Annotated in this window: 13 protein-coding genes; 3 read left to right on the forward strand and 10 right to left on the reverse strand. The window is 65.1% G+C overall.

Annotated features, from left to right (window positions below; all coding sequences use genetic code 11):
- The first annotated feature begins 1 nt into the window (after position 1).
- The gene (locus ASD94_RS00085) at positions 2–655 is read left to right on the forward strand and encodes a nitrous oxide reductase accessory protein NosL (RefSeq protein ID WP_082576690.1); all 654 of its coding nucleotides are present in this window, start codon (positions 2–4) and stop codon (positions 653–655) included.
- An 80-nt stretch (positions 656–735) separates the two neighbouring features.
- Here the strand turns inward: ASD94_RS00085 and ASD94_RS00090 are convergent, their stop codons facing one another.
- The 3 genes from ASD94_RS00090 to ASD94_RS00100 form a co-directional block, all read right to left on the reverse strand.
- On the reverse strand, positions 736–2,217 hold the full coding sequence (locus ASD94_RS00090) for a DEAD/DEAH box helicase (RefSeq protein ID WP_056636893.1): 1,482 nt from the start codon (positions 2,215–2,217) through the stop codon (positions 736–738).
- A 343-nt stretch (positions 2,218–2,560) separates the two neighbouring features.
- The gene (locus tag ASD94_RS00095) at positions 2,561–5,080 is read right to left on the reverse strand and encodes an ABC transporter permease (protein ID WP_056636896.1); all 2,520 of its coding nucleotides are present in this window, start codon (positions 5,078–5,080) and stop codon (positions 2,561–2,563) included.
- 62 nt (positions 5,081–5,142) lie between these two features.
- Complete coding sequence (locus ASD94_RS00100; protein ID WP_056636899.1) at positions 5,143–6,795, reverse strand: C13 family peptidase; 1,653 nt, start codon at positions 6,793–6,795, stop codon at positions 5,143–5,145.
- A 419-nt stretch (positions 6,796–7,214) separates the two neighbouring features.
- Between ASD94_RS00100 and ASD94_RS23920 the strand changes: the two genes are divergently transcribed.
- Positions 7,215–7,454, forward strand: a complete 240-nt coding sequence (locus tag ASD94_RS23920; protein ID WP_233247148.1) for a hypothetical protein — start codon at positions 7,215–7,217, stop codon at positions 7,452–7,454.
- A 136-nt stretch (positions 7,455–7,590) separates the two neighbouring features.
- Positions 7,591–7,941 carry an RNA-binding protein gene (locus ASD94_RS00105; RefSeq protein ID WP_056636902.1) on the forward strand — a complete coding sequence of 117 codons (351 nt, stop codon included), beginning with the start codon at positions 7,591–7,593 and terminating at the stop codon, positions 7,939–7,941.
- Positions 7,942–8,041: 100 nt separating this feature from the next.
- Here the strand turns inward: ASD94_RS00105 and ASD94_RS00110 are convergent, their stop codons facing one another.
- From ASD94_RS00110 to ASD94_RS00140, 7 genes are all read right to left on the reverse strand, one after another.
- A complete protein-coding gene (locus ASD94_RS00110) occupies positions 8,042–8,989 on the reverse strand; it encodes a formate dehydrogenase accessory sulfurtransferase FdhD (protein ID WP_056636905.1) in 948 nt (315 codons plus the stop codon).
- 204 nt (positions 8,990–9,193) lie between these two features.
- On the reverse strand, positions 9,194–9,583 hold the full coding sequence (locus ASD94_RS00115) for a hypothetical protein (RefSeq protein ID WP_056636910.1): 390 nt from the start codon (positions 9,581–9,583) through the stop codon (positions 9,194–9,196).
- Between the two features lie 11 nt (positions 9,584–9,594).
- Positions 9,595–10,809: a formate dehydrogenase subunit gamma gene (locus tag ASD94_RS00120; protein WP_056636912.1), complete on the reverse strand. Its 1,215-nt coding sequence runs from the start codon at positions 10,807–10,809 to the stop codon at positions 9,595–9,597.
- A gap of 8 nt (positions 10,810–10,817) precedes the next feature.
- A complete protein-coding gene (locus ASD94_RS00125) occupies positions 10,818–11,060 on the reverse strand; it encodes a hypothetical protein (protein ID WP_056636915.1) in 243 nt (80 codons plus the stop codon).
- A complete protein-coding gene (fdh3B, locus tag ASD94_RS00130) occupies positions 11,057–11,674 on the reverse strand; it encodes a formate dehydrogenase FDH3 subunit beta (protein ID WP_056636916.1) in 618 nt (205 codons plus the stop codon). The genes ASD94_RS00125 and fdh3B overlap by 4 nt, the downstream gene beginning before the upstream one ends.
- Before the next feature lie 23 nt (positions 11,675–11,697).
- On the reverse strand, positions 11,698–14,664 hold the full coding sequence (locus ASD94_RS00135; RefSeq protein ID WP_056636919.1) for a formate dehydrogenase subunit alpha: 2,967 nt from the start codon (positions 14,662–14,664) through the stop codon (positions 11,698–11,700).
- A 14-nt stretch (positions 14,665–14,678) separates the two neighbouring features.
- On the reverse strand, positions 14,679–14,888 hold the full coding sequence (locus ASD94_RS00140; protein WP_056636921.1) for a hypothetical protein: 210 nt from the start codon (positions 14,886–14,888) through the stop codon (positions 14,679–14,681).
- Positions 14,889–14,905 lie beyond the last annotated feature (17 nt).

Consider the following 14,905-nt stretch of genomic DNA (forward strand, 5'->3'; position numbering starts at 1 on the left):
CATGCCGGTGCTGACGCCACCTCCAAGCCCCACCACCCGGCGTGCGGTGCTCGCAGCCCTGCTGCTGGGCTCGACAGGCCTGGTGGCATGGCAATGGCCCCAGCGCACCCCGCGCCGCCCATCCGGCAACGCCGCCCTGGAGGGGATTGGCGACGATGTGTGCGTGGTGGCGCCCCCCACGCCCTACGACCCGGCCTTGGGACAGCCCTTGGCCGCTGCGCGCGAGGTGCCCGCCGACGCACGCTGCCCGGTGTGCGGCATGTACCCGGCCCGCGCACGCGCGTGGGCGGCACAGGTCATCTTTGCGCAAGGGGATGCGTATTTCTTCGACTCGCCGCTCAGTCTGATGCTGTACCTGGGCAACGTGGCCCACTACACGCGGGGCCGCACGCCCGACGCCATCGTGGCCCGGTATGTGACCGACACCGACACGGGGGCTTGGCTGAACGCGCAGGAGGCGGTGTACGTGACAGGCTCTTCGGCCATGGGGCCGATGCGGGCGGGCAACCTGCCCGCCTTTGCCGATGCGGGGGCGGCGCAGCGGTTTGCGCAGCAGCGTGGAGGGCGGGCCGTGCTGTTCGGCGCCATCGATGCGCCCTTGCTGCGCGGGCTGGCCCCGAACCTCAGGGCCGACCACCGCCTTCATACAGGCTGAGATGGATTAAATTGCTATAGTAAATATAGCTACCAGCGCTTATTCTTCTAGCGCTACAGGCCAAAAAGGCCTGATTTTCATCACTGCACCGAAGTTTCGGGCTGGGCGGCCTTGAAAAGGGCGGCCACCTTGCGCTTGGGCTTGATGTTGGCCGAAATGCTGCTGCGCGCCGGCGACTTGGTAGCGGCCTCCCAGGCGGGTGCCGCATCCGCACTGCTGGGTTCGTAAGGCTTTTCAAAGAAGGGGTCGCGCGATGCCACGGCAGGGCGGAAACCCCGGTGGTGTTCACGCGGCTCGCGGGGTTCGCGGCGCTCGCTGCGTTCGCGCACGGCGCCCGGAATCGCATCGCGCGGGTCACCCGTCTCGCCCGCTTCACGCCAGGCACGGCGGCCGTCATTGATGCGACCGCGGGGGCGGTCTTCTTCGTACTCGATGGCTTCGAGGTCGATCTTTTTCTTGATCAACTTCTCAATGTCAGCCACCAGGCGGGCATCGCTGCCCGACACCAGCGTGACCGCCAGGCCCGAAGCCCCGGCACGGCCCGTGCGACCAATGCGGTGCACGTAGTCTTCGGCATTGAACGGCACGTCGAAGTTGAACACCGCAGGCACGTCCTTGATGTCCAGACCGCGCGCGGCCACATCGGTACACACCAGCAGATCGACCTCGCCGCTCTTGAAGGCTTCCAGCGCCTTCAGGCGCTCGTCCTGGCTCTTGTCACCGTGCAAAGCGGCGGTCTTGAGGCCTTCGCGCTCCAGGCTGCGCGCCAGGCGGGCGCAACCGAGCTTGCTGTTCACGAAGATGAACGCCTGCTTCAGGCCCCGGCTCTTGAGCACATGGTGGATGGCACGGCGCTTGTCGTCGTCGTTGGCGCTGTAAAAACGCTGCTCCACCGTGGAGGCCGTCTCGTTCGGGCGGGCCACTTCGATGGTGATGGGGTTTTGCAGGTAGCTGCTGGCCAGGCGCTTGATCTCGGGGGAGAACGTGGCGCTGAACAAAAGCGTGGTGCGCTGCTTGGGCAGATAGCTCAGGATGCGTTGCAGGTCGGGCAGGAAGCCGATGTCCAGCATGCGGTCGGCCTCGTCAAGCACCACGTACTCGACCTGGTTGAGCACCGCGTTCTTGGCCTCGATGTGGTCAAGCAGGCGGCCCGGCGTGGCCACCAGGACTTCGACGCCCTTTTTCAGCTCGATGGTCTGGGGCTTCATGTCCATGCCGCCAAACACCACAGCGCTGCGCAACTTGGTGTACTTGGCGTACAGCGCAATCTGTTGGGCGACCTGGTCGGCCAGCTCACGGGTAGGCAGCAGCACCAGGGCACGCACAGGGTGGCGGGCGGGGGATGTGGAACTGCTCTCGTGCTTGAGCAGGCGCTGCAGCAAGGGCAGCGAGAACGCCGCCGTCTTGCCGGTGCCCGTCTGGGCAGCGCCCATCACGTCCTGACCGGTGAGCACCACCGGAATGGCCTGCGCCTGGATGGGCGTCATGGACTCGTAGCCCATTTCGGCTACGGCGCGCGCCAGCGGCTCAGCCAGCGATAGATTGGAAAAGGAACTTGTCATTTAGCCCTCTATTGTCGCACCGGTCGCTAAAAAAGCGATTTCCAGGACTCCGTACGACAAAAAATGCGGTATGCGCAGTCAGCGCATCAACAAAAATGCTATTTATTTAATAGCTATAACGGCATATAAAACGAGCACCAACGCCCGTTTTTGCCTCAACTCCAGGGCTGAAAGGCACAGCGCCCCAACACCTTGTACCGTGTGCGGGCGTTGCCCTGATGACAGGCGATGCCTGGGCGATGGGCGCCTTGAAACCCCTGCACAGCGCCCCGGCCACGCCCTCGGCCCGGGTCTTGGAGCGTGTTGACGATCTCTCTGGGGTCGTAAACACGTTCTCAGTTCTTCATTCGGCTGCGCGCCGAAGCGTATCCACCACCGGGCGCAACAGCACCTCGCGCAGGCCCCACCAGCCCGCGGCCAGCGCCAGCACCGCCCCTGCCAGCGCACCGGCCAGCGGCACCCAGGGCGCGGCGGTCCAGGTGAAGTCAAAGACATAGCGAGCCAGCGCCCAGCCCACGCCCACCGCCACCGCGCTGGCCAGGAAGCCCGCCAGCAGGCCCACGCCCACCAGCTCGGCGCGCTGCACCTGGCGCAAGAGGCTGGCCCGGGCGCCCACGGCACGCATGATGGCGTACTCGCGTGCGCGCTCCTCGCGGGTGGCCGTCACGGCGGCAAACAGCACCACCAGCCCGGCGGCGAGCGTGAAGGCAAACAAAAACTCCACCGCCCGAATCACCTGCTCCAGCACCCGCTGCACCTGGGCAATGGTGGCGCCCATGTCCACGTTGGTGATGTTGGGAAACTGGCGCACCAGTGCGTTGTCGAAACCGTGGGTTTCGGGGGCGCGGTAGGCGGCCAGGTAGGTGACGGGGACATCCTTGACCTCTGCCACCGGGTACATCACAAAGAAATTGGCGCGCATGGAGCCCCAGTCCACCTTGCGCAGGCTGGTGATGCGGGCCTCGTCCTGCACACCGCCCATATCAAACAGCAAGCGATCACCCATCTGCAGGCCCAGCGTCTGGGCGATACCTTCTTCCACGCTGATGGCACCCTCCTCACCCGGCGTCCAGCGTCCGGCCACTACCTGGTTGTGCGGCGGCGCCTCCACAGCGTTCGACAGGTTGAACTCGCGGTCCACCAGGCGCTTGGCGCGGTCGTCGGTGTAGCTGTCGGGGCCCACCGGCTTGCCGTTCACCGCCACCAGGCGGCCCCGGATCATGGGATACCAGTCATAGCGCGCCACGCCGCTGTCCTTGAGCGTCTGCTGAAAGGCGTCGGACTGGTCTGGCATCACGTTGATGACAAAACGGTTGGGCGCGTCGGGTGGCGTTGCCTTGCGCCAGCTGCTGATCAAGTCGGTGCGCAGCAGCACCAGCAGCACCAGGGCCAGCAGGCCCACCGCCAGGCTGCTGACCTGCACCACGGCATAGGCCGGGCGCGCGGAGATCTGCCGCGTGGCCAGCACCAGCCAGCGCGGCGCGGTGGCCTCATTCACGCTCTTGCGCAGCAGCTTGACCGCCACCCACGACAACCCGGCAAACAGCGCCACCGCGCCTGCAAAACCACCCACGGCAATCAGGCCGAGCTTGATGTCGCTGCTCACGGCCAATAACAGCGCCGCAAAGCCCGCTATGCCGATTCCCAGCACCGCCAGCGAGGCAGGCTTGAGCCCGCCCACATCACGTCGGATCACCCGCAGCGGTGGCACCTGCGCCAGCTGCAGCACCGGCGGCAGGCCAAACGCAAACAGCAGCGTGAGCCCCATGCCCAGGCCAAACACCACCGGCCACAGGCTGGGCGACGGCAGGGCCGACTCCACCAGGCCCGCCAGCAGCAGTACAAAGGCGTAATGCACCACATAGCCCAACGCCACCCCCAAAGAACTGGCGAACAGGCCAATGAGCGCGAACTCGGTGGTGTAGGCACCTGCAATGGTGCGCTGGCTTTGCCCCAGCACACGCAGCATGGCCGAGGCGTCGAGGTGCTCGGTCGCAAAGCCGCGCGCGGCCAGCGCCACGGCAACGGCCGACAGCAGCGCGGCCAGCAGCGCCACCAGGCTCAGGAATTTCTGGGCTCGGTCCAGCGTCTGGCGCATCTCGGGGCGGCCGCTTTCCAGCGACTCCACACGCACGCCATGCACCTCGGGCTTCTTGGCCTCGGCCACCGCCCACTCGTTGAACGCCTTGATGGCCGATGCCGGGCCAACCACGGCAAAGCGGTAGGTCAGGCGGCTGGCAGGTTGCACCAGGCCCGTGGCGGGCAGATCGCGCTCGTTGACCATCACGCGCGGTGCAAAGCTCATGAAGCCCGCGCCCCGGTCCGGCTCAATGGCGATGATGCGTGCGATGCGCAGCTGGGCATCGCCCAGCAGCAGCTTGTCGCCCATGGCAAGGTTGAGCGATTCGAGCAGCGGCGCGTCCACCCATACATCGCCGGGCGCCGGGATGTCACGCGTGGTCTGCTCCAGCGCGCCGGGAGCATCCGCCACCGTGAGGCTGCCGCGCAGCGGGTAACCCGGCTGCACGCTCTTGAGCGCCACCAGCTTGCTGGCGCCGCCCTGTGCATCACTCGCGCGGCCCATGGTCGGAAAGCCCAGCGTGGTCACGGACTGCAATCCCAGCGCCTTGGCGCGCTCTACAAAAGCTGCCGGCGTCGGGTTGTCGCTGGCCACCACCGCATCTCCACCCAGCAGTTGCAGGGCGTCACGCTGCAGTCCGCCCTGCAGGCGATCGGCAAAAAAACCCACCGAGGTGAGCGCGGCTACCGCCAGCGTGACCGCCACGATGAGCAGGCGCAACTCGCCCGCGCGCAGGTCCCGGGCCAGGGTGCGCCAGCCAAGGCGCAGGAAAGACAGGTTCATGGGCAGACCTTAGCGCAAAGCGAACGGGCTGGCGGGCCGTGGGGTGTTTGCTGAGAGCCGCGCTAAGGGGCACGGCCGACGGGGGCTTGCGCCAGCCGGGGGCTGCTGGCCTCCGGGTCCACGGTGGCCGTTTGCAGCCGCTGCTCCAGCGCCTGCAGCACCGGGGCGATCTGTTTGCCCAGGCGGATCTGCGGGTTCGAGAAACCATCGGCCTTGCCCGCTTCCACTTCACGCTGCTGGATCAGCGGCACGGCCTTGGCAAACGCCTCGGTGAACGAATGGGTCTGGCGCAGTTGCTCATGGAACACCGCACGGCCAAAGAAGGTCAGCTCTGACAGCCTGCCGCAGCCATACGAGGTGTGGGTGGCATCGGCCGCCGTCATGATCAGGGTGCTGTCGTTGGCCAGCGGTTCGATCCAGCCACCCGAGAAGCAGGCAGACACCGCGATCACGCGGTTCCGGATACCCGCTTCGTCCAGCGCGGCTCGCAGCATCTCCGGCGTCACGGGGGGCACCTGCAGGGGCCAGTGCGCCGCCGCCAGCTCATGGTTGCGCGCGCCGTGCGAGGTCATGTAGATCACCAGCACATCGTGCTCGCGGTCCATGCGCGCGGCCAGGGCGGCAACGGCACGCTGCAGATTCTCCGGCGTGGCCCAGGGATGGGTCTGAGCGGTATCTGCATGGTTGAGCAGGTGCAGCACCCGGCCCCGGGCGTCAAACCGCTCCTGCAGCAGCGCGCTGACCATGGTGCTCTCGCGGCGGAACACGTCTTCATCGGCGTAGGGTGCAAACACCAGTCCATAGACATCCGTCACGCCGGGGCGTTCTGGCGCCAGGGCATCCACCTGTTGCTGCCACAGCTGCTGCTGGTCTTCAAACAGGCCCTGCGACAACGCCAGGTGCGCCGGCTCGGGGGACTGCGCTTCATCGGCCGCCGCGGCGGAGGCATCGGCCAGCGCCTGCGCGTCTTCCTCCCAGGGCTGGTCCCGGAACTGCCACATGCCCACCCCCACCACCGCAGCCATGGCCACCGCAAACACCGCCGTGCGCATCCGCGAGCGGATGAAGCGTGCACTCACCACCACCAGCGCAGCCAGTACCCACACGGTGAGCACGCCGTAGGCCACCCAGAAAACGATGCTCGCCACCGTCCCACTCCACCACTCTGGCTGGTGAACCGCCACCCCCATCAAGGCATAGAGCACCAGCAAGGGAGCCAGTGGTGCCAACGTAGACAGCACATACCAGGCCGCCAGCCCGCCCGAAGGGCCAGGCACACCCGGCTCTGGCACCGGGGCGGGTGCACGCTGGGCAGGCGCCATGGCCCACCATGCCAGCCACAGAAGCACCAGGCTGCTCCACATCGGAGTGAGCCAGCCGCGCACGTTGAACTGCGCCGGGCCCACCACCTGCCACCGGGCTGCCCCCACCAGCAATGCGCCGCCCACCAATGACAGCACCAGCACCTGCCACGGGGTGGGGGTTGCCGCCCCCGTGCGTGGCGATAGGAACATCGCAGCGCGCAGACCTTCGCGCATCCAGCCCCACAACGAAAGCCGCTCCGACGCAGGCACCGCCCGGGTCGCAGACGGGGGCTGCGAATCTTTTGGCGGCCGGCTCAGTGGGACCTCGATCTCCGTCTGGGCCAGTTCCGGCCCCCATTGGCTGGGCAACGTGTCGGCCCAGGTGCTACTGCTGGCGTTCAGGTCTTTCATGCGCGCATCATGCCACCGTGGGGTGACGTATCCAGCTGCTGTGGCGCCATGCCAAACCCAAGAACGCGAGGCCCCCCGGCTGGCGGGGCCGAAGCAGGGTGTGAGTGATCGTTGGCCTGGGGCAGACATCGACCCCTCGGTGTCCATTCCTGCGCTTTTGAAGATGCAATGCAGACGGCATACCGGTTTTTAAAACCAAAAATAATATTGAATTTGCCTTAAATGCAAAATCAAATATACTTGAGGCTATTACGGTGACTGCCCTTGACGCGAGCATTCACCACAACGCCTGCCTTGACGCGGTCAGCCGCTCCATCGCAGGCTGTCTTTCGCGACCTTGTCGCCCCGTGGGTCTGAAGAGCATCAGCCCACCGCGTTCCTCGATGCTCACGCAGGCCGATACAGACCCGCGTTTCCGAATGCACCCGATTTCAAATACCGCCATTTCCATGGGCCAGTACGTCGTTTCGCCCGCGACACACCCCACCGACTGCGGCCGCTTCCGCGCCTCGTTCTCGGTCCAACGCTCCCAGGGCAACGGCAGCTACTGCCGAGTGTTCCGTTTTGACAAAGCCTTTGCCTCGCGCGAAGCAGCCCGGCTCTTTGCTGTTACCCAGGGTTGGCTGCAAACGTGCATGCGGCACCCGCCCGTGTGTTGACGGATGGATGTGCGGTCGCCAGATCGCCTGCGCCCGTCCCCCGCTCACCCCTTCAGTTGCTACGGCACCCGATCCGCGCAGCTGTGTCCCCACGGTACGCCACTCGTTGCGCACCACTCTTCAGAAAGGCTCCTCCATGAGCAGCAAAATCTACGTGGGCAACCTGCCCTACTCCGTCACCGACTCCATACTCGAAAGCAACTTTGCAGAGTTCGGGGGCGTGTCGTCCGCCAAGGTCATGATGGACCGCGAAACCGGTCGCTCCAAGGGCTTCGGGTTCGTGGAGATGGCCAATGCCGAAGTGGCCCAGGCCGCCATCAGCGCGCTGCACGGCATGTCCGTCGATGGACGCTCCATCGTGGTCAACCTGGCCCGCCCTCGCGAATCGGCTGGCAGCTCCGGCGGCTACAGTGCTACCGGCTACAACACGAGCAAGCGCTCGGACGTGGGATATGGCAACGGTGGGTTTGGCGGCGGTCGCTACTGAACCCTGCCCTCTGCGCCATCAAAAGCCGGCTTCTCACAGCCGGCTTTTTTTCGTCCGCCTCCGACACCCACACAGGACTTCGCCCACGCCCACCTTCGCTTCAATGCGGGTTCAACACTTGCGCTGGCGGCACCACAGGCGGCTGGGCCAGCTCTGGCTGCAGCACCAAGCGGTGCGTGCCGCTGAAACAGACGAACCGCCGGTTGGTAGCCCGCCCGATGGCGCACAGGCCCAGTTGCTGGGCAACGGCATGGCCCATCTGTGTCATGCCACTGCGGGACACCACGATGGGCACCCCCATCTGCGCAGACTTGATGACCATCTCACTGGTCAGGCGGCCGGTGGTGTAGAACACCTTGTCCGCTCCCGACATGGGAACGGCTAGGGCATCTGCGGCCGCATTGTCCGAGGCTGGTGTTTCAGGATTCATCCACATCCAGCCAGCAATGGTGTCGATGGCATTGTGGCGGCCGACGTCTTCCACAAAGACCAGCAGCTCCTCGCCCTGGAACAGCGCGCAACCGTGCACCGAGCCAGACGACTTGTAGGTAGTCTCCTTGAGGCGAATCGCATTGACGATGCCGTACAGCTGGCCTTGGGTCAAACGGGCTTCGGGCAACTGGATGCGGTCCACTTCGTCCATCAGGCCGCCGAACACGCTGCCCTGCCCGCAGCCCGTGGTGACGACCTTGCTGGCCGTGCGCTCTTCAATGCGTGCAATACCGTGGCGCGTGCGCACGGCGGCAGCGTGGACCTCCCAATCGACGGTGATGGATTCGATGTCAAGCACCGACTCGACCAGCCGCTGGTTGCGCAGGTAACCCAACACCAGCAGCTCGGGCTGCGCGCCCAGCGTCATCAGCGTGACCAGCTCGCGCTTGTCCACATAGATCGTGAGCGGGCGCTCGGCGGGAATCTGCACCTGCTCGCGTTCCCCCAGCTCGTTGACGACCTCCACGGCATGGGTCAGCGGGGCACGGGCCTGCGTCAGGCGCGGCAGCGCGGTCGCGGGCATGGGCAAGCTGGAGGGAGATGGAGAGGAACTCATGGGGCAAATATACGCAGTGTGGCTCGGCGGCGATCCGTGCAGGGGCAATGGACTATTGCGCGGCCGGGTCAGCACGCGGGGTGGCGCAACCCGGCGTTGCAGCGTGGTGCACCAAGCGTCGGCGCTCCGCTTGGGCATCAGCGCCCATAAAAAAGCCGCGCCCCACCCAGGAACGCGGCTCGGAGCCGAGCGCCAATCGGGGCGTCAGGGTTTGGAGGCGGATGCCGCCACTGCGGCAGGCACCTGCGTGCTTGGTGGGCTGCTGGCAGTGCCGGGTGGCGAATGCGCACCGGCAGCCTCGGCGGGCTTGTCGGCGGGTGGCGTGTAGGCGAATGGGCCAGGGTCGGCGCATGCCGCGGCAGTGGCCGTGGCTGGCTTGGCAGAAGGCGTGGTCTTGCGGTAGTGGGCGGCCACCTTGTCTTGCGACAGGCACAGCTTGTAGTTGTCCACTTTGCCAGCCCAGGCCGCCTTGGCCGCAGCTTCCGCAGCCTTCGCAGCGGCCTCGGGCGAGGGAGCCGGCAGTTTGGCGGATGCCAGGGTACAGACGCTGGCTGCGCACAGCGCCAGCAGGGAGGGTCGGAAAATTTGCTTCATGGTGCGAAACCTCAAACCTGCGCGGGCTGGCCCGCAGATGGTGTTGCTGCTGTATCGGCGGCCGATGGATTGGCGCTGCGCTGGCGGGGGATCTTGCCCGCCTGGACATCGTCGTACCAAAGCTCGTGGTGCTCCTGGGCCCACCCCTCGCTCACATACCCTGTCTTCATGGCCTTGTAGGCGCCGCGCATGCCCACCGTGCCCATGTAGATGTGGCCACAGATCAGCGCCATCATCCAGATCGCCAGGGTGGCGTGGATCATGTGGGCGATCTGCATGTCGCCACGCACATCACCGAAGCCAGGGATGAGCTTGTCGAGCACCAGCCCCGTTCCCACCACAAAGATGCCAGGAATGGTGATACCCCACCAGAACAGCCCCTTCTCGCCCGCATTGAAGCGATGGGAGGGAACCTGGTGATCACCGCCCAGCATGCCGCCGCCCTTCGACAGCCACACAAAGTCTGCCCGATTGGCGATGTTGTCCTTGACGAACGTGAGGATGATCACGGCCAGCGAGACAGCAAACAGCGGTCCCATGAAGTTGTGCACGTTCTTGAGCGCGTAGGTGAGCCACCCAAACAGCGTCGCCCCCATGATGGGCAGCAGAAAGAACTTGCCAAACGCCATGACGATGCCGGAAATGGCCAGCGTGATGAACGCAAAGGCGTTGGACCAGTGCGCCGCGCGCTCGAAAGGCGTGAAGCGTTCGATGCGCCGGGCGCTGGCATCGTCGGGGTGCTCGTGCCCCAGCGGGCCTTTCACAAAGTAGAAGATACCCAATGCCAGCAACACAATGGCGAACAACGCAGCGCCGTAAGGAATGATCCAGTGGTTGCGCACCTGCCGCCAGGCTTCGCCCGCGTTGGTCACCCGTGAACCCGGGTACTGCACAAAGCGCTGGATGAGGTTGCCAGCCTCGGGCGCCTGCGTGACGGGCAGGCTGCTGTAGCCGGTCACGCCCTGCCCCACCTGGCGCCACATGGGGGCGTTGTTGCCGGGCTGCACCTTCATGCGTTCGCCGTTGGTCTGCTCGGCGTATTTGGGGTCGGCACTGGCGTCGGGTTTGACCTGAAAGATATTCTGGCTTTGCACGCCGCCCACCGCAGTCGGTGCGGCGGGCGCAGCCGCAGCGGACGCGTCCGGCGCCGCTGGCGGCGTCTGGGCGCTCGACGGCCCCCAGGCCAGGCTGGCCGCCAGGGCCATGGACCACACGATGTATTTCATGGTGGACCTCACTTCGCCTGGGTGCGGGTGTATTCGTTCTGGCCGTACTGCTGGCGCGCCTTCAACTGCGCTTCCCAACTGGTTTTGTCGCCTGCTTTCCATCCAGGCTGCATGAAATTGCTGCCCGTGCCTGCGTATGCAGGGGCATCAGTGCGGATGCCTACACCCGTCTGCGGCTTCTCGCTGCAGGCGCTGAGTGACAGCACCGCCGCCGCGGCAGCCAGGGTCCAGGAAACGGTACGCTGCATCATGACTTGCCTCCTGCAGACTGGTCTGCCTGTTGCGAACCGTAGGCCGTGCCCCAACCCCACACCTCGGCGCCTTTGCCGCGCTGCACCACACGGTTACGGAAGATGTCAGCCACCACATCGCCGTCGCCAGCCAGCAGAGCCTTGGTAGAGCACATTTCTGCGCACGCGGGCAGCTTGCCTTCGGCCAAGCGGTTGCGGCCATATTTCTCGAACTCTGCCTGGCTGCCGTGTGTCTCCGGGCCACCGGCACAGAAGGTGCACTTGTCCATCTTGCCGCGCACCCCAAAGGTACCCTGCGAGGGGAACTGGGGCGCACCGAACGGGCAGGCATAGCTGCAGTAGCCGCAGCCAATGCACACATCCTTGTCGTGCAGCACCACACCTTCTTCGGTGCGGTAGAAGCAGTTGACGGGGCAAACCGCCATGCAGGGGGCATCGCTGCAGTGCATGCAGGCGACCGAGATGGACTTTTCGCCCGGGACGCCGTCGTTGAGCGTGACCACGCGGCGGCGGTTCACGCCCCAGGGCACCTCGTGCTCGTTTTTGCAGGCGGTCACGCAGCCGTTGCACTCGATGCAGCGCTCTGCGTCACAGATGAATTTCATTCGTGCCATGTGTGTCTCCTTGCGTGGCGCGCTCAGGCGCGTTCCACGTTGCAGATCGTGGTCTTGGTTTCTTGCATCATGGTCACGCTGTCGTAGCCATAGGTGGTGGCCGTGTTCACAGCCTCACCGCGCACCACAGGCGCCGCGCCCTTGGGATAGTGCGCCAGCATGTCCGCTCCCTGCCAGCGGCCCGAGAAGTGGAAGGGCATCCACACCGTATCGGGTGCCACGCGCTCGGTGACCAGCGCCTGCACATTGAGGCGGGCTCCTGTGGGTGAGCTCAGCCACACGCGCTCGCCGTTACGGATGCCTCTGTCGGCGGCCGTCTTGGGGTTGATCTCGACGAATGCCTCTTGCTGCAGCTCGGCCAGCCACGGGTTGGAACGGGTTTCCTCACCGCCGCCTTCGTACTCGACCAGACGGCCTGAGCTGAGGATGAGCGGGAACTTCTCGGCCACCTTGTCGGCCACATTCTTGTCCTGGATGCTCTTGTAGAGCGTGGGCAAGCGCCAGAAGGCCTTCTTGTCGTCGTGCGTGGGGTACTTGGCCACCAGCTCGGGCTTGGTGCCATAGATCGGCTCGCGGTGCTGCGGGATCGCATCGGGGAAGTTCCACACCACGGCACGGGCCTTGGCGTTGCCGAAGGGGTGGCAACCATGCTTCATGGCCACGCGAATGATCGCGCCCGTGGGGTCGGTCTTCCAGTTCTTGCCTTCGGCCTTGGCTTTCTCGGCGTCAGAAAGATCGTCCCACCAGCCCAGCTTCTTGAGCAGCACATGGTCGAACTCGGGGTAACCCGTGGTGATTTCCGAACCCAGCGAATGTGAGCCATCCTCGGCCAGCAGGTTCACGCCATCCTTCTCCACGCCGAAGTTGGCGCGGAAGTTACCGCCACCATCCATCACATGCTTGGAGGTGTCGTACAGGTTGGACGAGCCTGGGTGCTTGAGTTCGGGGGTGCCGTAGCAAGGCCATGGCAGGCCGAAGTAGTCGCCCGTAAAGTCGTAGCCGGTTTCCTTGTCCTTGCCGCCCTTGGCCTTGAGGGTCTTCACATCGAACACGTGCATGTTCTTCATGTGGGCCTTCAGGCGCTCGGGGCTCTGACCGGTGTAGCCGATGGTCCAGACACTGCGGTTGATCTCCCGCAGGATGTCTTCCGGCACAGGCTCGTCCATGCCCTTGACCTTCTGCATTTTGTAGTTCTTGGACAGCTCGGCCGCAAACCCGAGCTTCTCGGCGAACTGGTGCATGATCATGTGGTCCGAGCGGCTTTCCCACAGCGGCTCGATCACCTTCTCGCGCCACTGCAGCGACCGGTTCGACGCCGTGCACGAGCCGCTGGTCTCGAACTGGGTGGCCGCCGGCAGCAGGTACACCGCGCGGTTGGGGTTCAGGTCTTCGGCCTTGCCGGGCATGGCCGCCATGGCAGCGGTGGCCGATGGGTAGGGGTCCACCACCACCAGCAGGTCCAGCTTGTCCATGGCCCGCTTCATCTCCAGACCACGGGTCTGTGAATTGGGGGCATGCCCCCAATAAAACACACCGCGCAGGTTGGAGTCCTGGTCGATCAGTTCGTTTTTCTCCAGCACGCCGTCGATCCAGCGCGACACGGTGATGCCGTTCTTGGACATCATCGCGGGCGAGGCGTACTGCTTCTTGATCCATTCAAAATCCACGCCCCACACGGCCGCGAAGTGCTTCCACGAGCCTTCGGCCAGGCCATAGTAGCCGGGCAGCGAATCGGGGTTGGGGCCCACATCGGTAGCGCCCTGCACGTTGTCGTGGCCACGGAAGATGTTGGTGCCACCACCGCTCTTGCCCACGTTGCCCAGCGCCAGCTGCAGAATGCACGAGGCGCGCACCATGGCATTGCCGATGCTGTGCTGCGTCTGGCCCATGCACCAAACGATGGTGCCGGGGTTGTTGTCGTGCAGCATCTTGGCGACCTTGAACATCTGGTCTTCCTTGACGCCACAGGCCTCTTCCACCTTGTCGGGCGACCACTTGGCCAGCACGTCCTCGCGCACCTTGTCCATGCCGTAGACACGGTCGTTGATGTACTTCTTGTCTTCCCAGCCGTTCTTGAAGATGTGGTACAGCAGGCCAAACAGGAAGGGGATGTCGGTGCCCGAGCGGATGCGCACGTATTCGTCGGCCTTGGCCGCCGTGCGGGTGAAGCGCGGGTCCACCACGATCATCTTGCAGCCGGTTTCCTTGGCGTGCAGCATGTGCATCATGCTCACCGGGTGGGCTTCGGCGGCGTTGGAGCCGATGTACAGAGCGACCTTGCTGTTTTGCATGTCGTTGTACGAATTGGTCATGGCGCCGTAGCCCCATGTGTTGGCCACGCCCGCCACGGTGGTTGAGTGGCAGATGCGCGCCTGGTGGTCGCAGTTGTTGGTGCCCCAGAAGCTCACGAACTTGCGCAGCAGGTAAGCCTGCTCGTTGTTGTGCTTGGAGGAGCCAATGAAGTACACGCTGTCGGGGCCACTGGCCTTGCGCAGCTCCTGCATCTTGGCCGTGATCTCGTTCAGGGCCGTGTCCCAGCTGATGCGCTCGTACTTGCCGTTGACCAGCTTCATGGGGTACCGCAGGCGGTACTCGCCATGGCCGTGCTCGCGCAGGGCCGCGCCCTTGGCACAGTGGGCACCCAGGTTGATGGGTGAGTCGAACACTGCCTCCTGGCGCACCCACACGCCGTTCTCGACCACGGCATCCACCGCGCAGCCCACCGAACAGTGGGTACACACGGTGCGGCGCACTTCGATCTTGCTGTCGCCCACGCCAGCCTTGGCACCTTCGGCGGCGTTGGATTTTTTGACCAGTGTGAGCTGCGATGCAGCAATGCCGACGCCCACACCCAGGCCGGAGCGGCGCAGGAAAGAGCGGCGGTCCATGGTGGGCAGGGCCTGCGACAGGCCACGGCGCAGGCTGTGCACAAAGGGCGATGCAGAGCCGTTGCCCTGCACGGAATGGGAAGACTTCTTGGTTAGCAACATGGCGCGCCCCGCTGTCAGAGTTGGGTGGTCTTGTAGTACTGCTTCACACGGGCAGACAGGTGGTAGCCACCGCCCTTTTCGGGAGCCACGCGGGCGGGCTCCGACACCACGGCATCGGTCGGCGCAACATGCGGAAGTGCCACGACGGCTGCGGCGGCAGCACCGACGGTCGCGGCACCGGAGAAGAAGCTCCGGCGTGAGGAATTTGGCTGGCGGTTCTGCATGCTTGTCTCCAGAAAGG

This window comes from Acidovorax sp. Root70 (assembly GCF_001428225.1).
Taxonomy (GTDB): Bacteria; Pseudomonadota; Gammaproteobacteria; order Burkholderiales; family Burkholderiaceae_C; genus Acidovorax.